This window comes from Flavonifractor sp. An82 (assembly GCF_002159265.1).
Lineage (GTDB): Bacteria > Bacillota > Clostridia > Oscillospirales > Oscillospiraceae > Flavonifractor.
In genome coordinates, this window is sequence record NZ_NFHG01000002.1 from 287,067 (window position 1) to 304,144 (window position 17,078).

21 protein-coding genes and 3 pseudogenes are annotated in these 17,078 nt (G+C 51.9%); 8 read left to right on the forward strand and 16 right to left on the reverse strand.

Translation table 11 applies throughout. From position 1 onward, the window contains the following. Nucleotides 1-192: pseudogene (locus B5G34_RS05000) on the reverse strand (chromosome partitioning protein ParB); the annotation flags it as partial. Then, complete coding sequence (locus B5G34_RS05005) at nucleotides 149-970, reverse strand: ParA family protein (RefSeq protein WP_087334823.1); 822 nt, start codon at nucleotides 968-970, stop codon at nucleotides 149-151. The gene B5G34_RS05005 and the pseudogene B5G34_RS05000, both read right to left, overlap by 44 nt. Before the next feature lie 301 nt (nucleotides 971-1,271). On the opposite strand from B5G34_RS05005, the pseudogene B5G34_RS18380 reads away from it, so the two are divergent. Further along, nucleotides 1,272-1,448, forward strand: a pseudogene (locus B5G34_RS18380) (site-specific integrase); the annotation flags it as partial. Nucleotides 1,449-1,505: 57 nt separating this feature from the next. On the opposite strand, the gene B5G34_RS18385 reads toward B5G34_RS18380, so the two are convergent. The 11 genes from B5G34_RS18385 to B5G34_RS05055 all read right to left on the reverse strand — a co-directional run bounded on the left by B5G34_RS18385 (nucleotide 1,506) and on the right by B5G34_RS05055 (nucleotide 7,498). Then, the gene (locus B5G34_RS18385) at nucleotides 1,506-1,784 is read right to left on the reverse strand and encodes a hypothetical protein (protein WP_140397195.1); all 279 of its coding nucleotides are present in this window, start codon (nucleotides 1,782-1,784) and stop codon (nucleotides 1,506-1,508) included. Then, nucleotides 1,777-2,136: a hypothetical protein gene (locus B5G34_RS05010; protein WP_087334825.1), complete on the reverse strand. Its 360-nt coding sequence runs from the start codon at nucleotides 2,134-2,136 to the stop codon at nucleotides 1,777-1,779. The genes B5G34_RS18385 and B5G34_RS05010 overlap by 8 nt, the downstream gene beginning before the upstream one ends. A 116-nt stretch (nucleotides 2,137-2,252) precedes the next feature. Then, nucleotides 2,253-2,642: a recombinase family protein gene (locus tag B5G34_RS05015; protein WP_087334827.1), complete on the reverse strand. Its 390-nt coding sequence runs from the start codon at nucleotides 2,640-2,642 to the stop codon at nucleotides 2,253-2,255. 42 nt (nucleotides 2,643-2,684) lie between these two features. Then, complete coding sequence (locus tag B5G34_RS05020) at nucleotides 2,685-2,996, reverse strand: hypothetical protein (protein WP_087334829.1); 312 nt, start codon at nucleotides 2,994-2,996, stop codon at nucleotides 2,685-2,687. After that, the gene (locus B5G34_RS05025; RefSeq protein ID WP_087334831.1) at nucleotides 2,996-3,220 is read right to left on the reverse strand and encodes a hypothetical protein; all 225 of its coding nucleotides are present in this window, start codon (nucleotides 3,218-3,220) and stop codon (nucleotides 2,996-2,998) included. Before B5G34_RS05025 ends, B5G34_RS05020 begins: the two co-directional genes overlap by 1 nt. After that, complete coding sequence (locus B5G34_RS05030; RefSeq protein WP_087334834.1) at nucleotides 3,213-3,668, reverse strand: hypothetical protein; 456 nt, start codon at nucleotides 3,666-3,668, stop codon at nucleotides 3,213-3,215. Before B5G34_RS05030 ends, B5G34_RS05025 begins: the two co-directional genes overlap by 8 nt. 424 nt (nucleotides 3,669-4,092) lie before the next feature. Beyond that, nucleotides 4,093-4,656 carry a metallophosphoesterase gene (locus tag B5G34_RS05035; protein ID WP_087334837.1) on the reverse strand — a complete coding sequence of 188 codons (564 nt, stop codon included), beginning with the start codon at nucleotides 4,654-4,656 and terminating at the stop codon, nucleotides 4,093-4,095. Further along, nucleotides 4,653-5,897 carry a hypothetical protein gene (locus B5G34_RS05040; RefSeq protein ID WP_087334840.1) on the reverse strand — a complete coding sequence of 415 codons (1,245 nt, stop codon included), beginning with the start codon at nucleotides 5,895-5,897 and terminating at the stop codon, nucleotides 4,653-4,655. Before B5G34_RS05040 ends, B5G34_RS05035 begins: the two co-directional genes overlap by 4 nt. Further along, nucleotides 5,894-6,244 carry a hypothetical protein gene (locus B5G34_RS05045; protein WP_087334841.1) on the reverse strand — a complete coding sequence of 117 codons (351 nt, stop codon included), beginning with the start codon at nucleotides 6,242-6,244 and terminating at the stop codon, nucleotides 5,894-5,896. Before B5G34_RS05045 ends, B5G34_RS05040 begins: the two co-directional genes overlap by 4 nt. Further along, a complete protein-coding gene (locus B5G34_RS05050; RefSeq protein ID WP_087334843.1) occupies nucleotides 6,241-6,960 on the reverse strand; it encodes a metallophosphoesterase in 720 nt (239 codons plus the stop codon). Before B5G34_RS05050 ends, B5G34_RS05045 begins: the two co-directional genes overlap by 4 nt. A 160-nt stretch (nucleotides 6,961-7,120) precedes the next feature. Then, entirely contained in the window at nucleotides 7,121-7,498 is a 378-nt protein-coding gene (locus B5G34_RS05055; RefSeq protein WP_087334846.1) for a helix-turn-helix transcriptional regulator, read from the reverse strand. Between the two features lie 141 nt (nucleotides 7,499-7,639). On the opposite strand from B5G34_RS05055, the gene B5G34_RS05060 reads away from it, so the two are divergent. The 7 genes from B5G34_RS05060 to B5G34_RS05090 all read left to right on the forward strand — a co-directional run bounded on the left by B5G34_RS05060 (nucleotide 7,640) and on the right by B5G34_RS05090 (nucleotide 13,620). Beyond that, nucleotides 7,640-7,999 carry a helix-turn-helix transcriptional regulator gene (locus B5G34_RS05060; protein WP_087334848.1) on the forward strand — a complete coding sequence of 120 codons (360 nt, stop codon included), beginning with the start codon at nucleotides 7,640-7,642 and terminating at the stop codon, nucleotides 7,997-7,999. Nucleotides 8,000-8,143: 144 nt separating this feature from the next. Continuing rightward, the gene (locus tag B5G34_RS05065; protein WP_087334850.1) at nucleotides 8,144-8,749 is read left to right on the forward strand and encodes a recombinase family protein; all 606 of its coding nucleotides are present in this window, start codon (nucleotides 8,144-8,146) and stop codon (nucleotides 8,747-8,749) included. Next, nucleotides 8,742-10,622 (forward strand): recombinase family protein, encoded by a 1,881-nt coding sequence (locus B5G34_RS05070; RefSeq protein WP_087334851.1) that lies wholly within the window; start codon nucleotides 8,742-8,744, stop codon nucleotides 10,620-10,622. Before B5G34_RS05065 ends, B5G34_RS05070 begins: the two co-directional genes overlap by 8 nt. After that, entirely contained in the window at nucleotides 10,623-11,429 is an 807-nt protein-coding gene (locus tag B5G34_RS05075) for a hypothetical protein (protein ID WP_204245910.1), read from the forward strand. Beyond that, nucleotides 11,419-11,817 (forward strand): hypothetical protein, encoded by a 399-nt coding sequence (locus B5G34_RS05080; RefSeq protein ID WP_087334853.1) that lies wholly within the window; start codon nucleotides 11,419-11,421, stop codon nucleotides 11,815-11,817. Before B5G34_RS05075 ends, B5G34_RS05080 begins: the two co-directional genes overlap by 11 nt. After that, nucleotides 11,798-12,751 (forward strand): hypothetical protein, encoded by a 954-nt coding sequence (locus tag B5G34_RS05085; protein WP_087334855.1) that lies wholly within the window; start codon nucleotides 11,798-11,800, stop codon nucleotides 12,749-12,751. Before B5G34_RS05080 ends, B5G34_RS05085 begins: the two co-directional genes overlap by 20 nt. Continuing rightward, nucleotides 12,751-13,620, forward strand: coding sequence for a DUF6551 family protein (locus B5G34_RS05090; protein WP_087334857.1), 870 nt, complete (start codon nucleotides 12,751-12,753; stop codon nucleotides 13,618-13,620). The genes B5G34_RS05085 and B5G34_RS05090 overlap by 1 nt, the downstream gene beginning before the upstream one ends. A 43-nt stretch (nucleotides 13,621-13,663) precedes the next feature. On the opposite strand, the gene B5G34_RS05095 is transcribed toward B5G34_RS05090, so the two are convergent. The 3 genes and pseudogenes from B5G34_RS05095 to B5G34_RS05105 form a co-directional block, all read right to left on the reverse strand. Then, nucleotides 13,664-14,920 carry a type II toxin-antitoxin system HipA family toxin gene (locus B5G34_RS05095; RefSeq protein ID WP_087334859.1) on the reverse strand — a complete coding sequence of 419 codons (1,257 nt, stop codon included), beginning with the start codon at nucleotides 14,918-14,920 and terminating at the stop codon, nucleotides 13,664-13,666. 3 nt (nucleotides 14,921-14,923) lie between these two features. Then, nucleotides 14,924-15,244: a helix-turn-helix transcriptional regulator gene (locus tag B5G34_RS05100; RefSeq protein WP_087334861.1), complete on the reverse strand. Its 321-nt coding sequence runs from the start codon at nucleotides 15,242-15,244 to the stop codon at nucleotides 14,924-14,926. 243 nt (nucleotides 15,245-15,487) lie between these two features. After that, nucleotides 15,488-16,063 (reverse strand): annotated as a pseudogene (locus B5G34_RS05105) (conjugal transfer protein TrbL family protein); the annotation flags it as partial. Between the last annotated feature and the right edge of the window lie 1,015 nt (nucleotides 16,064-17,078).

Here is a 17,078-nt window from a genome sequence, read left to right on the forward strand (position 1 = left end):
CTGCCGAACACTGTCGGCGGTCTCCATCATGGCCTCGTCATCCTTGACTTTGAAGGGGTGGTTCTTGAAAGGATGCAGCTCAGACAGTGGGATTTCCTGTATCTTCTCCAGCTTGGCATCCTGGCGGCCTTCTTCGGTGGAGAATAAATCATCTACCGAGGCCAGCTCTACTTTTTTCGCGCTGCTTTTCAAGTTTCATCACCTCCTGGGTCAGATTTTTGTACCCCTCGGCCACCTTGCCGTTGGGGTCATGGGCAAAAATACTCTTGCCCTCGGCGCTGATTTCCTTTGCCCGGACGGAATGGGGAATTTCTGTGCCAAACACCTTGATTTTGCTGCCGTAGGTCTCCCGCAGCAGGGCGGCAATCTCCTTGGCAAAGTTTGTGCGGTTGTCCACCATCGTCAGCAGTATGCCGTCGATCTGGAGCTTGGGATTGATTTGCCGCTTCACCTTATTGACCGTCTGGAGCAGCTGTTCCAGGCCCTTGGCGGGTAGATACTCCGCCTGGACGGGGATTATGATCCTGTTGGCGGCTGCCAGTGCGTTGACCGTGAGCATACCCAGGGAAGGCTGGCAGTCAATCAGGATATGGGAATACTGTCCCTTGAGTGTGTCCAGGTATTGCCGCAAGATGGTTTCACGGCTCATGGCGTTCACCAGGGAGACCTCCATGCCGGAGAGCTGAATGTCGGTAGGCATCAGGTCAACGCCTTCCGGGTGGTGCAGGATACCCTCACCCGGCTTGATTGGCTCATCCATCAGAATACGGCCCATAGCGTCGGACAGGGTAAATGGCAGCTTGTCCGGTTGGGGATGGCCCAGGCTGATGGTCAGGCTGCCTTGCGGGTCTCCGTCGATCAGCAGCACTTTCTTCCCGGCCTGCGCCAGCCCGATCCCCAAGTTCGCGCAGGTGGTTGTCTTGCCAACGCCGCCCTTCTGGTTGGTGATGGCGATGATTTGCGTGTTCATAACAATCACCTCGTTTCTGATTGGTGTTGTCATGTGCCTGCACAGCAGTCCTGGAAATGACAAAAGCCGCCACTTGAAACAAGTGACGGCTTCGCATAAATCCAATATTCTACTGTGTTTGAAATCAAAAGGCTTTGAGTTCCTTTCTGCTATTCATTTGTCGTTAATGAAACACCTCCTATAATTCGACTTATTTCAGTATGATTTTTCGGTTTGGAAAAGGATGAAAAACCAGACTGAAAACCTCAAAACCCTTGATCCTACGGGGCTTTTCCGGTTTGTCGTAATTATACCGTAAGGGCACACATTTGCCACCCTGGCCCTGCAGAACGGGGTGGATGTGAAAACCGTGTCCGGAATGCGGGGGCACTTCTCGGCCGAATTCACCCTGGACACCTACGCCCACGTGACCACGGCCTCCCAGCGCCAGGCGGCCAAAACCATGGGCAGTGTCATCTCCGGCAGTTTCCAGTCCTGACCGCTCCGAGATCCCGTATGGGTCACGGCTTGGGTCAGACGAAAACGGCAAAAATAATCAGCCCGAAAAAGTGATGAAAACAAAAGGAAACCCGTCAGAATCCATGGATTCTGACGGGTTTGTGGAGTGTAAGACCAATTGAGATATTTGCGGAAATCCATGATTTTCAAGGCTTTGCGGGTCTTCACCCATTATTTTTTTGCCGTTTTCGCTGCGATGGCTACGGATTTTCCACCCGAGGGTCAATTTTAGTGTTCGACCAAAAAAGATGTCCGCTTTATCCATGCCAAAAGATTGACTGAGGGAAGCGCCTGCTTCATCGGACACATCATCCAAGGAGTTCGTCCAGCAGGTAGTTGTATTCCGGCAGCTGATCCGTGTACTCTTTCATCCATTCCCGCATAGCTCGCTTTTCCAGATTGGTGGCTTCCGTGTAATCCTCGCTGTGCCCTTCCTGCTCCATAAAGTCGTATGCGAGATTCTGATAGATCTCTTTCACCAATGTTTCGGGATCTTCCAGTCGTGTTACATCGGAGTCATCAATGGAATCCGCCGCAGGCAGGCCAAGCAGAACATACCCGAACTTTTTCGAATAGACCACATCGAGCAATTCAGAGCCTTCAATGTAGTTCTGGAATACCCCAAGGACCCTCTCAAGCTCACTTTTCTTTTCCTCTAATGAACTCATGGCAACATCTCCTTCCGCCGGAATGATCAACTTTCCCGGTCTGGTGTATGTGGTTCTTTTATTATACCGCATTTTCTTTGGCCGTGGAAGAGAGGTGGGACGGGAACTTTTCCCAATCACATGGTCTGTTCCATCGTTGCCACCCGGAAATAACCATGAGAATATGCGGGGGCCAGATCAATTTCGCCATCTGAGCAATAGACCCGGACTCCTGCTGCGGTCAACTTTTCTCCAATCGCCGCCAAACCTTCGGCGTCACGAGCCAGACGGTCGCCGTTCATCACCAGCACCCGGTCATAGACTCCATGTCGTGCATCACGGATCAGCGTTCGAATGCTCTGTCGGTTTGCGTCCAAGCCGCTCTCATATTGGAGCATCTCTGCGGAAATCGAAAAACCAAGCTGGCCGGCGAGGCTTCGGAGTGCGGTGAGCTGCTGGTTTATGGCGAGACAGTTGCTTTCCGTAGACGCTCCATCTACCCGGCAGTATAGGCAGCACTTAGACATCTGATTTGACCTCCTTGAACGAATTTGGGGAGACGCTACCACTCAGCCCTGACATTCATCCCGGATGAAATCATACAGGGCTTCCGGTTCTTTCAGGCACCACTTAGTTTTTTCATCATCGGTCCAGACTTCATAGTCCGGGGCGGCATCGTAAAGCCACCAGCTGATATAGTCGTACTGGTCGTCGACCGCTTCCTTCAGTACATCCAGCAAGGCGGCAAGAAGCGGCGCTCCGCCCTCAAATACGAAATGTCCGTCTCCCATCAGGGTGAGTGCCTTACTGAACTGTTCGTCTCGATCCTTTTGCGCTTGGATCTTTCGCAGGGCTTCGCAGAAGGTTTCCCTGGATAGCATCAAAGTCCCCCTCCCGGTTTTCCCCTCTCCGCTTCCTGTTCGGCTTTCCATTTCAGAAGCAAGGAGATGGCCAGTTTCTGGGTCGCGGGATCGGCGCAGAACTCAAAGAACTTCACAATCAGCATTTCTGGCGTCAGCCCCATAGGAGCGATTATCTTTTTCAGTTGTTCTAGAAGCTCTGCGTCCACCTGGATCTCCACGAGCTCATATCGCTTTTCATCCATGGTGCGTTTCCTCGCCTTCCGAAGATTCCTTCCGCAACTCGTCCAGTCGCTGCCGGAACAGCTCCTGGAGCTCCTTCCAGACCTGCGGCTGCTTGAGGGTCACTATCGGCTGGTTCAGTTCCCGCTCCAGATCGGCGACAGCCACCGAAAGCGTCTTTTCATCGAACAACTGGTAGTGGCGACGAAGATACTGGACGACCGCCGCACTCTCCTCATCTTCGCTGCGCATGGCATAGCGGAGGGCGCTGTTGATGACGCAGGAAAAATCGTCCACATAGTCAAGATTGAACCAGGAGGCAGGGCAGAGAACCAAGTCGTCTTTGCCTTCGTCGGTGATCACCAGCCCGATATCCTCACGGCTTATCCTTTCCAGCACGGTGTCCAGGTCATCTGCCAGTGCTTGGCGTGAGATGCGTTCCATGCTTTCCAGAGGTTGTAAAATCGGCATCCTTTCCTTCCTCCTTGTCTTCTTTGATTTTTGCCAGATGTGAGCACTCGGCTTAAGCCGTGCCACACTTGCGGATATGGCTCCTGTTCTCCATATCGGTTTAAATGTGCGCGGATCTCTGCCACAGCGGTGAAACGGGTAGCTTCGTCCAGACGGCGCAGGTTCCGGCAGGTGAATTCCGCGACTATGGTGGGCATATAGGTGTGCCGCCCCAGACTGTACTGGATCGCTGCCAGAACGATATGCCGCAGCCCTCCATCCAAAATGGGAGCGATGATTCTCACGGAGAACAGCAGCCCGGTGCTTCCTTTGGGGGACTGGAGAGAGAGGCCGCTCCGCTCGGCTCGTCCCATCATGTGCGTCCAGTCCTGCCGTGCGATGAAACCGGCTACAGGAGCTGCCTCATAAAAGCCGCTCTTATGTCTCACGGCTGCACCTCAAGCCCGGATTTTGACTGACCTTTATGCAGAAGATTGTTGGCCTCCATCTCCTCAAAGGTGACCGGCTCGAAGTGATTGACATCCACTCCGGCATTCAGCATTCTCTCGTTTGCCTGGATGAGCGGCCAGTAATCCGCGTCGGTATTGCCGTGGATGTGGCCAAAGACCATGTAGCAGCGCATGATGTGAGGCCAAGACATCATGGGGTAGTGGCAGAGTGTGTACTGCCGCTTCCCGTCTGCGACATACAATAGGTTATTGACACTTTCAAAGAACTGTTCCGTCTGACAACTCCTGATCCATCCCCTGTCATGATTCCCAAGGATGAGATGTTTCTTCCCCCGCAGCCGCCGCAGGTATTCCTCCGGCGGCTTTTGGCTGCGGTAGATCAGGTCGCCAAGGATATAGACGGTATCCTTCCCTGTGACCTTGTGGTTCCAGTTTTCGATGAGGGTTTCGTCCATTTCCTCGATACTGGAAAAGGGCCGGTTGCAAAGGCGGATGCAGTTTTCGTGACCGAAATGCAGGTCAGAGGTAAAGAAGATCATGGGGTTTCACCTTCTTTCTTCATCCTTGGAACCGGGATTGGCTGCCATCGGCAGTATTTTGCAAGCTCATCCTGATGTTCCCGAGGCAGATTCATAAAATCGACAATGTCCTCTCCCGGAAACCTGGCGTGGCAGTAAGCAGGAAAGACTCCCTCCGGCACGATGCCGATGGACTCCGCTCCGGTCAGGCGGGCCTTCAGTTTCTCTGCGTTTCGGATGCATACGGGAACGCCTGCCCGATGAAGTGCCAGGAAGAAACGGACCGCCTCAATCGTCCGGGTCTCCGCAAGACCGGCCACCACCAGATAGTAGCCATGTGCATCCCGGTGTACGATGCAGTCGATGTGGGTGCTGTTGCCGCCCCTGCATACCTCCCAGGGGTGACCGGTGCGGGGACGCTCTTTCAGCCACCGAGCAAAGGCTTCGGGGGAATCTCCGTCCAGCTTGGACAGTCCCTCGTCCCGCCCATCGGCGTGGAGGGCGTACTGCTCTTTTTCCGATTTCTCCGTTCCGGTGTAACCCATAGCCCGATATCCCAGGGCACAGAAGCGATAGAAGTCGTTTGCGGTCATGGATGGAAGCCGCTTGTTTTTTTTCAAAGGATACCCCACCGCCGAGGTGAGAAACTCCTCCGTCTCCTGCTGGGAGAAGTCCTGGAAGAACTCCTCTTTCCACTGAGGGAATACCCTCCACAGATCCCGGCGCAGGATGGTTCCGGTTCGATGCCAGATGGGCAGCTCCCGCTCCACCAGTCCCTGATAAGAGCCGGTCTCCACCATCTGAACGGCGTCCCGTACCGCCTCCTCCAGCCAAGCGGTGAATTTGGAGATGTCGTTTGGGAAGGAACGTTCTCTGCGGCCATCCACTTCCAGCACATGCCGATGCCCCAAGAATATTGCCCGATACCCGATCTCCTGATCCTCGCCGGCAGCAAAGTGGAACCACGCTGCCTCCTCCGGGAACTCGGAATGCCACCAGGTTTCAAACTCCTCAAAGCTCTCCACCTGGCCGTCCGCCCGCAGCTCCTCAAAGCTGCCGAAGTCTTCGATGGTACCTCGCTCCGCACGGAGCCATAGTTCCCAGCTTGTGTTCTCCGGGCCTGGCTCCAGCCGGTGGAGAAGGCGGAAGATCCGGTCGATGGCCGCATAGGATGTCTCGTCATAGGTGAAGGAGCAGTTGATGTTTCGGTATTCCACCCGACCCAGCCAGTTGATGTAGTGCTTGATCTCCGGCGCTTTCATGTTTTCACCTCCTCAGTATCCGTGTCCCCATCCTCCGTTTCCTCAAACTGGAGCCGGAAGAGGGCAGCGTGCTCTCCCACAAGAGCGGGGTATTTGTAATAGACATGGCGGCAGAGGGGTTTGTACAGTTCAAGGAGCCTCGGATCATCTCCGAAGTCCACAAGCCCGTCCATGATTCGCTCGATCTCCCGCTCCTCGGTGATCCTGCCGTTCAACACCTGTTCTACCAAACGGCTGTATTGCTGATATGCGGCGTCCATTAGGCGGGAAATGTCCTGGACGATTTCACGGATTGCGGCAAAGCACGCCTCCCGCTCCTTGGCCTCCGGTCTTTCTTCCTCCGTCATAATGTTTCCCCTCCCGTCAAGAGCTGCGGCGCAGCCTCCACGCTGTGGAAGAGGAAGTGCATCCGGTCGATATGCTTGTCAATATGCCAGTGTCCACAGAACCAGTGGTCGTATTTGAGTTTCCGCTCGATCTCCTCCAACCATTTCTCGGTAGAGTCGTCCACGGTACTCTGGTCGATCATCGGAAGAAAGACCTCGCGCGGCTCATACGGATAGGGACAGGTGTGGGAGAGGACGGTATCTACCTGCCACCCGCAGGCGTCCAGCGTCTGGATAACCTTGTCCTTGATCTCCTGGGAAGGCTGTTCGTCCGGCCACCAGCCGTACCCTCTGGCCAGCCGGTAGAATTTGTCCACGCTGTAAGCTCCGCCGATGACCAAGTGTCGGAGACCTTCCAGATCAAAGATCTCACCATCCATAGCAAACAGCAGACGTGGAAAGGCTTCCTCTACCCAGACTGTCCCGCCGTTCCACTGCTTCGTCCGATAGGAAGGGATACTGGCCGGTCGGATCTCATGGTTGCCGTGGATGCAGAGCATCGTCGGCTTTACGGCGGTAAGAACTTTCTTCATCTCTGTGTCTCGCCGGTTTCGGTAGTAGTTCGCTCCTACATCTCCAAGCAGAACCAGAGTATCCTGCTCTGTCAGCTTCTTGCTGTCGCAAAACTGTATGACCTCATAGGGGTCTCCGTGGATATCACCTGTGTAATAGATCATTGGTCATTCCACCTTTCTTTTTTCATTATACCAACTCGGAAGACCCATATCCGGGACTTTCCAAAAACATATCCACTGTTCCAAAAATATATCCAGCTTTACTGGCATAGATCGACCGGCAGTCAATGCTCGTGACTTCCGGTTGATTGCTTTCTCAGGTTCAGACGGTAAAATCAAAGTTGTCTGGTTTACCGTATCTGCCTTGATGCTCTTTCAAGGAAGCTTTCAACGATTTTATAACATCCAGGAGAATCAGCATCTCATAGGTACTGCAATCCGAAAGGAGTAGAGCGATTTCTTCGCTGGCGCACCGTTCAGTGCTGGTGACTTGCTCCATCAAAAGCCGGTCGGGAGATACTCCCAAGGCATTGGCGATAAGCACAAAGGTGTCAAGGCTCATGCTCTTGATTCCGCTCTCTATGTAGCTGATGTAAGATGGCGTTTTATCCACCAGTTCAGAGAGCATCGCTTGCGAAAGGTGGTTGCGCTGGCGGACTTCACGGATGTGTTTTCCAATGACTTTGTAGTTCAGGCTCATAATAAGACCTCCAAAAAAATTTTGCAGTCTTATTATAGTGTTTAGATTATATCATCAACTCGGCCTTATATCAATTTCACCTTAAGTTGATATACTCTTAGAAATAGATAATCTGGAGAATATATTTGAGGGAGGAAGCCGATGACGGAACATGATTTGACCGAGAGCCAGTTAGTCGGCTCCCGTATTCGAGATGCGCGGATCAATCGCCGGATGAGCCAGGCCGATCTTGCAGCGAAGGCCAATATCTCGCTGCCGCATATCAGCAATATCGAAAAAGGCAAGACGAGCATGAAGTTGGAAACTTTTATCCGAATCATCGAAGCCCTGCAAGTATCTGCTGATTCCCTCCTTCGGCCCGATGTGCCGGAGGTGAGAAGCCTATACCAGAGCGAGTTTGACGAGCTGCTGGCCGACTGCTCTCCCAAGGAGCTGGATTCCATCCTGAAGATTGTTCGTGAGTTGAAATCCACTATGGCCAGACGGGATGACAATACCTGAAAAATTGCGAGCTGGAATTGCCGGCTCGCTTCTTTTTTTCTCATCTATCGACCAGAAGTCAAGGTGTTGACTTCTGGTCGATTTTGTTATTAGTCTGCAGATTATATAATGGCCTGGAAGAGAAATAACACAGGGGGAGCAAATATGTCAGATCTGACCATTCAAAATAGAGAGTCAGAGCAGGAAGTTATGCCATCATTTGATTTCCTGCTGGAGAGGGAAACGGAACGAAACACCCTTTTAGCGGAACATCGTGCCTGGTTAAAGGAAATCAAGCGGGAACGCCCGCTTCCCAAAACACATTACCGTGTGGCGGTATACATCCGCTACTTTAACCAGACCCGCTATGAGGACTATCTCTCAGCTCATAAAAAGCAATTTCTTGACACACTGGCTCTCTGCCCAAACTGGATGTTTGTCGGTTTCTATGTGGACGAGGGCAGCACTGCGCCCAATATGGAGAGCGCCCCGGAGTGGTCAAGGCTCCTTCAAGACTGCTACGATGAAAAGGTCGATCTGATCATTACCCAGAAAGCAAGCAATATCTCGAAGAAACTCTCCGAACTCTCTTTCTGTACGCGCCTCTTGGCAGCACTCCCAAAGCCAGTGGGCGTTTACTTCGTTTCGGAGGATATTTATACGCTGGCTTCCTATTATCAAGAGGATCTACACGACCTGTACTTTTTGCCAAATCCCGGTTGGAAGATACTCCCTGATGACAAACCCCGGAGGGAAATGCTGCATGATTGACAAGTCCACACGAAAACAGCTTGCGGAACGGAAAGAACGAGTCCGCCGGCGTATCAACACAAAAGTTGACCCGGAGAACTATGAATTCATTCCGGCCAAAAAGCCTATTGACTATTACGACAATGATATAAGGCAGCGGGTCGCCGTGTATGCCCGTGTCTCCACGGACAATGTCCAGCAGACTTCCTCCTATGAGCTGCAAAAGAAATACTATGAGGATTTTGTTGTGCATCATCCCAACTGGACATTGGTCAAAATCTATGCAGATGAGGGAATCAGCGGGACTTCTCTGGCTCATCGGGACGAGTTCAACAGCATGATCGCCGATTGCCGCAGCGGGAAAATCGATATGATCATTACCAAAAGCGTGTCTCGCTTTGCCCGGAATGTGGTGGACTGTATCAGCATGGTGCGAATGCTTGCGGAGCTGCCCAGTCCTGTCGGGGTGTTCTTTGAGAGCGAATGTATCTTCTCCCTCAAAGACGATTCCCAGATGGCGCTTTCTTTTCAGGCCACCATGGCTCAGGAGGAGTCTCATATCCGTAGCCGGAGCATGGAGACCTCCTTGCGGATGCGGCTGGACGGAGGTCTGCCGTTGACGCCCAAGCTGCTGGGGTATTCTCACGACGCGGATGGAAACCTGGTCGTCAACCCGGATGAAGCTCCCACGGTAAAACTCATCTTCTATATGTATCTGTACGGATATTCCACCTCCGACATTGCGGCGGCGCTCACCGAGCTGGGCAGGAAGACTTATCTGGGGAATGTCAAGTGGACATCCAACTCCATTGTCCAGGTCCTTCGCAATGAGCGGCATTGCGGGGATGTGCTGACCCGGAAGACATTCACCCCCAACTATCTGAACCACAAGGCCAGGAAGAATCGGGGGGACAGGCCCCAGAGCCTTTACCGGAACCACCACGAGGGCATTGTTTCCAGAGATGATTTCATTGCGGTTCAGCATCTTCTGAACAACTCCAAGTATGGCAACCGCTCCATCCTCCCGGAGCTGCGGGTAATCGACAGCGGCCTGCTCAGAGGGTTTGTGACCATCAATCCCCGCTGGGCTGGATTTAAGCCGTCGGATTATTACCAAGCGTCCGCCAGTATCCATCCACCCGATGAGCAGCAGGCGGATGCATCCCTGCCCTCGAGCATCACATTGGTTCCGGGAGATTTTGATATGAGAGGCTTTGAAATCGCCCGCAGTGAATTCTTTGACAATTATCACCGTCCCTATGTACTGTTTCAAGATAAGAGGATCAAGTTCAGCACCACATGTGTTCGGTCTTTTGGGAAAGACAACCATGTGGAGCTGCTGGTCAACCCTGTGGAGATGAAGTTCGCCGTCCGTACAGCGGCGAAAAGCAGCCGCAACGCAGTCGTGTTTTCCAAGCTGTCAGACGGAAAGTATCAGCCCAGGGATATTGCCGGTGCGGCCTATGTAGAAACGCTTTTTCAGTTATTCGGCTGGAGTCCGGATTTAAAATACCGGATCGCCGGAGCGCTGTTTCAAACCGAAACTGAATCTGCGTATATTTTTGATGTCAATGATGCGGAAGCGTTTATTAAATCGTACCTGCTTTCCGGCCCAAAAAGCACGGAGCAGGCGAAGGAGCCTGTACAGCCCCTTTCTGTCTCCGGCAAACGGGTGCGGGCTGTCCCGGAGGAGTGGATCGGCTCTTTTGGCAAGCAATATTACCTCCACCAACAGTCTTTCCCGCCCGTTTGCGATCAGAGTGAGGAAGACTGGAAAATCCGCATGGAGGGCCAACTGTATGAAACCGGGCAGAAACTCCGCGTGACAGGATTTGATGTGCTGCGTGATTATATCTGTCAGGAACTCGGTCAGCACGGGAAGGAGGAATCCTAAATGTCCGAAGAAAGTCGGGAAAATGCCGGCGGCGTAATCGCCGGAATGCTTCGTTCCCTGGAGGACAGGCATTTGGATATTGTTCCGTCTGCTGAATTAGAAAAAGCGGAACCGGCAGTTTCTCCTGCAAACAGCAGTAGTGATGAGGTCCTGGAGATGGCCGGTGACTTTAACTACGATGGCTACCAAGTAGTACGCCGTGAGTTCTTCGCCCATATTAATGAGCCGTCTGTAACTTTTAACAATTACAAATTTTATGTAAATACCGCCTGCCTGAACCGCTTCCCACAGGTTGATTATGTGCAGGTACTGGTCAATCAAGAGAGCAGGATCTTGGCGATCCGTCCCTGTCGGGCGGAAGATCGGGATGCCTGCGCCTGGTGCACCAACGGCTCCGGCAGACGTAAACCGAAACAGATCACCTGCAAGATTTTTTTCGCCAAAGTGTTTTCACTGATGGGCTGGAATCTGGACTATCGATATAAACTCCTCGGGCGGATAATCCATGCCAAGGATGAGTGGCTCATCGCATTTGATCTCACAGCGACCGAAGTGTATCAGCGGGTGCAAAAAGACGGCCAGAAGCCCAAGTCTTCTCGAACTCCCGTGTTTCCGGAGGGCTGGAAGACGCAGTTTGGACTCCCGTTCCGGGAACACCAGAAATCTATGCAGGTTGACATTTTTGAAGGATATGCTGTATATGGGTTGCGCGATAACATCGCTCCTGCTGCATCAGAGCAGTCAGACGAGGCTGCCTCTGATACTGATCGTAAGTCCGTTTTGGGAGGACAAGGACATGAATCATGAAAATCAATTGCAGGCTTACTTAACGCTGGACCCTGCGCGAAACCGGATTCGAATCCACAGGCAAACGATTCGTCTCTTGAAGAATCCTGCGTATGTGCAATTCCTGGTAAACCCTGAAGAACTGTATATCGCCGTTCTCGGATCGGATAAACCTATTTCAGGCGGGACCGCAAACAAGGTTCGGATGTCAAGCACATCCCAGCAGTCTATAGAATTCTATAGTACGATCCTTATAAAAAACTTTTCCGAACTGCTCGGTGGCTTTGACCTGAGATTTAATTACCAGCTGACCGGTGAGATCGATCAAATCAACCGGGTCGCATATTTTTCCCTCAAAACCGTGAAACAGCTGGAACGCAGGAGGCTACATGACAGAGAAAGCATTTAGGCAGCTTAACATCGATCCGGAATTCAAAAACTTGATTCGTCCACTTCGCCGGGAGGAATACCGGCAGCTGGAGCTGAATCTGGTCATGGAAGGGTGCCGGGAAGATATCATCGCATGGAATGATACCATTCTCGACGGCCATAATCGCTATGAAATATGCAACAAAATGCGCATTCCTTATGGAGTCAAGGAGCTGGATTTCCCAAACAGAGATGCTGCCATCGCCTGGATCTGTGCGAACCAACTCGGGCGCCGCAACATCTCAGAAGAAACCAGGAAATATCTGATTGGGAAACAATATGAAGCGGAAAAGAAAGTACAGCGAAATAGGAATGGCTATAATCAGTACCGTCCGAATCCCAACATTACTGTGGGGAGAGGCCGCCCAATAGATGAAGAGAGCGGCCGGCGAACAGCAGCCCGGCTGGGAAGGAAGTATCATGTGTCCGGCGCAACCGTACAGAAATATGCGAAATACAGTGCAGCATTAGATACCATTGAACAAAATGCTCCTGAGCTTGTTCCGCACATTCTTTCCGGGGCATATAAGATTTCTTTTGAAAATATCGTTGCTCTATCAGAAATGGAACCCGAAGAATTGAAAGCACTTAGTAAAAAAATCGGAAAAAATCCCTATGCTTTCGCTCGTTATAGTGAATCGAGACGATGCCTTTATTCCGACGTTTCTGCCAAGCTCGGCACAGCGGCGGCAGAGCAGCCGGCAATCAAGACGATGCCCGCCTATGACCCGGATGCGGAAGTTGCTGGACTTACTCTTACGATCCCCTCCTGGATGAGCTCCATCGACCGGACAAAGTCCATGGCACATTTGGAAGCAATCTCACCTGCTGCCAGGCAAAACATCTTGGCAGCGTTGACTGAATTAGAAGGAAAAATCCAGGAAATGCTCAGTGCAATTGAGGGGGAATCCTAATGGAAGATTATAGTATGTTTGTTCCCAATGTTCACTTCGAACAGATTCCCATCAAGAACCTCGTATCCAATCAGGAGTACCAGAGAAATATTTCCGAACAGCATGTGCTGAATGCTGCGGCACACTTTGATTTGTATCAGATCAACCCTGTGAAGGTGAGCCGTCGAAATGGGGTCAACTATGTCTTCAATGGCCAGCACACGGTGGAGATCGTCGCACTGGCCTCTGGCTCTCGTGAAACGCCAGTCTGGTGCATGATATACGATGATCTAAACTACGAGCACGAGGCAGATATCTTCGCCAACCAGATGAAGTTTGTCAAACCGCTCCGTCCCTATGAAGTGTTTATGGCAAATGTGGAAGCCGGGAATCAGGAGCAGCTTATGATCAAAGATCTGGTAGAGTCTTATTCTCTTTCCATTGGCCAGGTCAGAAACTATGGCGTTGTCTGTGCTGTCTCCACGCTTGAAAATATATATGAGCGGTTCGGTTACCATGTACTTGATCGAACACTCAGACTCTGCGTAGGCACCTGGGAGGGCGATATGAATTCGCTGTCCGCCAATATGCTCAATGGAATCGCCAGATTGGTCTACACCTTTGGCGACACATTGAAAGATGAAACCTTCAAGGAAAAAGTGGGGGAAATGTCGGTCAAGCTGCTTTCGAGGACAGCCAAGGAACGACGCCCCGGTTCTATGGGCTATGCCGAGGCGATGCTTCTGGCCTATAACCGCAAATGCAAATATCCGCTCAAATGGACCAAGCTCTACGAGAAGAATGTGGGGAACAATGAAGGACTGGACATTGATACGGATATGGACGAGGATGAGGGCGGGGACTCTTTTGAGGGAGCCGCCAAAGAATAAGCAAACGGACGGTTCCGCCAGGAATCGTCCGTTTGTGATCTTATCATGGAAGGGAAAAGGCGGGGCGCATATACTCTATCGCTCCTCGGCTGAGACCATACTGCCCGGCCAACTGTTCCCAGTGTCCGGATACTGTTTTGCAGACCTCCTCTGCAGCCTGTTCCGCTTCCTGCGGGGCAAGGCCGAAATAATCGGCTACTTCCAGAGCCAGTTCCAAGTCAATGGTGTTATCATACTCACTCACATTGAGGGAAAGCCGGTCCCCCGAGGGGACTGGGTTCACATCATAGAGAGGGGCCAGCCGCCAGCCGGTGGGTGTCAGGAGGAAACCGTGGTTGCGCAGGTGGTCGTCAGTATTGGATACCGCCATGCTGAACACGATTCGCTTCCACAGCTCGGCCAGATCCTGCCGGGGTGATGCCCCGTTGGCCCGGATGAACGCCGCCAGATCCAGATAGCTGCTTCCGTCCGCTGCCGAGGCTCCATCGGTCTTGCCCAGCAGGGTCATGGCGGAGGCGAAGTGGATGCGGCGGCTGCCATTTCGGTCAAATCGCTTGACGAGAAAGGTGCTGCCGGTCTTGGAGAACGTCTCCAATTTGGATTCCGGAACATCCAGCCCGCAGAGCCGTGCCAGGTCATGGACGACCTTCTCCCACGCACCGCTGTTATATTCATCATGCTTGGAAGGGAACTTGGCGATCCACAAGGCGCCATCTGTGGCCTGCACCGTAGCTTTGGGTCTTGCACCGCCCAAGGAGGAGCCAGGGGCCAGAAGCTCACGTAGCCATTTTTCATTCAGGCCGCTCTCATCGTTCTCGAAAGCGATAGAGGCGTTTTCCAGCGTCCGAAGGTTTACCCACGGAGGCGTCGCAAACGCTTTATCGTTCGAAAGAAATTCGCCCCCTTCTTCCAGGCTGAACCGCAGTGCCCCCATACGGGATTCGTCATAGACACCCAACAGGAAATCGCTCTCCGTAAGCTTTCGGGGTTTTCGGTCTTCTTTTCTGGCATCGATGGCCTCCTTGCGCCTCATCAGCAGGCGTCCCCAGCGATCCGGGCAGGAGTCGGAAAACAGGCCAAAGAGCTGCTTGTTCAGCGGCACATACTGCCGCCCACGGTAGAGGGCCAGATCCGGGTCCAGAGAGAAGGAACTCTCGGCAGATGACAGCCAGGCCGGATCATACTCAAAGGAAAAGGTCTCCTGTCCGCGGACGAAGCCACAGCGCAGCCGCCCCAGCAGGGTGGGTGCCTCTCCACGCCAATTTTCATATACATAGATGGTCTTTTCGTCCTGCGCCATTGGCTACTCTCCTTTCTTGGGCGCCCGCCGTCTGGTGGGCAGCGCCAGATCTTGCAGTTTCCTGCCGAATTCATCATCTTTTGCAATAAGCAGCAGGTTGCTGTCCATATTGTTTAATGCGTGCAACACAGCGGCATAGGAGCCGATGGATACCGTAGGGGTGCCTTTCTCAATGGATATAAGCGTGGCTCGGCTGATCCCGGCACGCTCTGCTACCAATTCCAAGCTTAACTTCCTGCGCAGTCGGGCCAGGCGAATCTGCTCACCCATCTGTGCCAGGATCTCCCGTGTTTGCGGCATGATGACCGCAGCTTTTTTTGCCATGCACAATCGCCTCCTAACATAAATTATACTATATTATTTCGGTGATTATGTCAATTATATTTGAAGTTATTAACTTTCTTTTTCCAGACGTTCTTCGATAAGATACCCTCCTCCGAAGATAATGTCCAGTCTCCCGTCGGGATACACCTTTACACATTCGATCATCTGGTGGACGATGGTAGAAAGCTATTCACGAAACCTAACAAAGAAGATGCGGTAAATGCAAGCATAATGGAAGAAGTATTATCTGGTTGTTGCCGCCTGCACGAGCGAGCGGGTGGTGTTGACAGCTGCTTGGGCTGTATAGACTGCCGACATAATATTGGCTCTGGTAGTGGTGTCCAGACCAAATGTCCCTGCAATCCTGGGCACCTCGCCAGCGGAAAGCATCAGACCTAATCCCAGCAGAGCATTCTCGCTGAATACCATCAGCCCTGCCACCAATATGGTGGCCTGCAGGAAAGCGGTAAGGCATAAGCCAATCACTTGCTTCATCCACTGGGTGAATCCATCGGTGTATCCTCTAGGGATTGAAAACATATAGAGGCTTCCAACCGCGATCTGGATGAGAAGAATGCCGCCCCTTTTTAGATTTGCGAAAAACACCTTGATCACAGCATAGGCCATCAAAATTATGCAGAAGATCAGCATGAGTGGGTTGGTGCCAATTCCCCAGTGGCCAGCAGCCGCGATCTCCGTTAAGGAAGTAGACTCCATGTTTTCCAAAATTGCCGCGCCAAGATCTCCAATGCCTGAACCGGCTCCGGTGATACCTTGTGCAAAGGTCCCTTGCAGCGCAACGGATAACGAATATAGCCGCGGTCCCCCAATACTCCGCCTTCCTTCTTGATGTAATGCTCTCCAAATTTCTGATAGTCAATATATGAATCCAACTCAGATTTAACTTCAAAATGTCCAGAGACTTGAATCAAATGTTGCCAATATTCTTCTGCGTTGCTTATGCCGGGGATTACAGTAAAATCATAGATATTCTCTGCAATCCATAATATTTCCTCTGGGGTATCAGGCCAGATAGTATCGAAAACGGTATGAAATTTGTCCAAAGTTTGTGCATCAAACAATTGAAGGCACTTAGACAATGCATTTAATGTCTTCAAATGTTCCGTTAGAGGATATTCGCCTTCAAAAACACTCCTGACCGCTGGGCTGATATCATCATCGGTAGCAATCAGCGTCGCAGTAAATTTTTCCGGCTGTGTTGCACCCAAACGGCATAGTGTCCGAGTGATTTCACTTTCAGCACATGGGAAATATAGTGTTTCTTGTTCATTCATTTGATTATTTAATGAAAGTAATACAGATGCCATACTGTTCTTATAGTAGAAATCCGGAAAATGTCGGCCATCATAAACTTGTTCTAACATCGTACCGTTGTCGTACACTACACCGTAGGGAGTAATTTGGCCGGAGGTGTCGTTGAGAATCAGAGCCAGTGCTGTCTTGCGTGCATCTAACCGCTCCAGCTCTTCCATGGAGGCGCAGCCACCATGCAGGTTCATGTAGTGATTCCGACCAATCCACTCCAGATCAGAAAAGTCTGTGATCACCGTGGCCCGCTGACAGCAAAAGGTCAAGTTGATAAGGTCAGTTATGTCGGAGAGTCCCATTTTCACCACCATCCCCTGGAACTGTGCCAGCTCCCCGTCAGAAAAACTGTCCAACCGCTTGACGAGGTAATCCAACTCGTCCACATTGATTCTGTGTCCCTCCAGGCATTTCAGACTGGGAACGCAGCCTTCGATCTCCTCCACCATACAATCCTTTGCCCGCGGGTCTCCGATATCCAGCGCCTCCAGCATCTTGATCGTGTCGT

Excerpts from the sequence above, each read along its gene's own strand:
- B5G34_RS05005 (WP_087334823.1), bottom strand. The coding sequence starts at position 970 with ATGAACACGCAAATCATCGCCATCACCAACCAGAAGGGCGGCGTTGGC.
- B5G34_RS05050 (WP_087334843.1), bottom strand. The coding sequence starts at position 6,960 with ATGATCTATTACACAGGTGATATCCACGGAGACCCCTATGAGGTCATA.
- B5G34_RS05010 (WP_087334825.1), bottom strand. The coding sequence starts at position 2,136 with ATGAGTTCATTAGAGGAAAAGAAAAGTGAGCTTGAGAGGGTCCTTGGG.
- B5G34_RS05020 (WP_087334829.1), bottom strand. The coding sequence starts at position 2,996 with ATGCTATCCAGGGAAACCTTCTGCGAAGCCCTGCGAAAGATCCAAGCG.
- B5G34_RS05075 (WP_204245910.1), top strand. The coding sequence starts at position 10,623 with ATGTCCGAAGAAAGTCGGGAAAATGCCGGCGGCGTAATCGCCGGAATG.
- B5G34_RS05070 (WP_087334851.1), top strand. The coding sequence starts at position 8,742 with ATGATTGACAAGTCCACACGAAAACAGCTTGCGGAACGGAAAGAACGA.
- B5G34_RS05055 (WP_087334846.1), bottom strand. The coding sequence starts at position 7,498 with ATGAGCCTGAACTACAAAGTCATTGGAAAACACATCCGTGAAGTCCGC.
- B5G34_RS05080 (WP_087334853.1), top strand. The coding sequence starts at position 11,419 with ATGAATCATGAAAATCAATTGCAGGCTTACTTAACGCTGGACCCTGCG.
- B5G34_RS05065 (WP_087334850.1), top strand. The coding sequence starts at position 8,144 with ATGTCAGATCTGACCATTCAAAATAGAGAGTCAGAGCAGGAAGTTATG.
- B5G34_RS05045 (WP_087334841.1), bottom strand. The coding sequence starts at position 6,244 with ATGACGGAGGAAGAAAGACCGGAGGCCAAGGAGCGGGAGGCGTGCTTT.
- B5G34_RS05060 (WP_087334848.1), top strand. The coding sequence starts at position 7,640 with ATGACGGAACATGATTTGACCGAGAGCCAGTTAGTCGGCTCCCGTATT.
- B5G34_RS05025 (WP_087334831.1), bottom strand. The coding sequence starts at position 3,220 with ATGGATGAAAAGCGATATGAGCTCGTGGAGATCCAGGTGGACGCAGAG.
- B5G34_RS05100 (WP_087334861.1), bottom strand. The coding sequence starts at position 15,244 with ATGGCAAAAAAAGCTGCGGTCATCATGCCGCAAACACGGGAGATCCTG.
- B5G34_RS05030 (WP_087334834.1), bottom strand. The coding sequence starts at position 3,668 with ATGCCGATTTTACAACCTCTGGAAAGCATGGAACGCATCTCACGCCAA.
- B5G34_RS05035 (WP_087334837.1), bottom strand. The coding sequence starts at position 4,656 with ATGATCTTCTTTACCTCTGACCTGCATTTCGGTCACGAAAACTGCATC.
- B5G34_RS05085 (WP_087334855.1), top strand. The coding sequence starts at position 11,798 with ATGACAGAGAAAGCATTTAGGCAGCTTAACATCGATCCGGAATTCAAA.
- B5G34_RS05095 (WP_087334859.1), bottom strand. The coding sequence starts at position 14,920 with ATGGCGCAGGACGAAAAGACCATCTATGTATATGAAAATTGGCGTGGA.
- B5G34_RS05015 (WP_087334827.1), bottom strand. The coding sequence starts at position 2,642 with ATGTCTAAGTGCTGCCTATACTGCCGGGTAGATGGAGCGTCTACGGAA.
- B5G34_RS05090 (WP_087334857.1), top strand. The coding sequence starts at position 12,751 with ATGGAAGATTATAGTATGTTTGTTCCCAATGTTCACTTCGAACAGATT.
- B5G34_RS05040 (WP_087334840.1), bottom strand. The coding sequence starts at position 5,897 with ATGAAAGCGCCGGAGATCAAGCACTACATCAACTGGCTGGGTCGGGTG.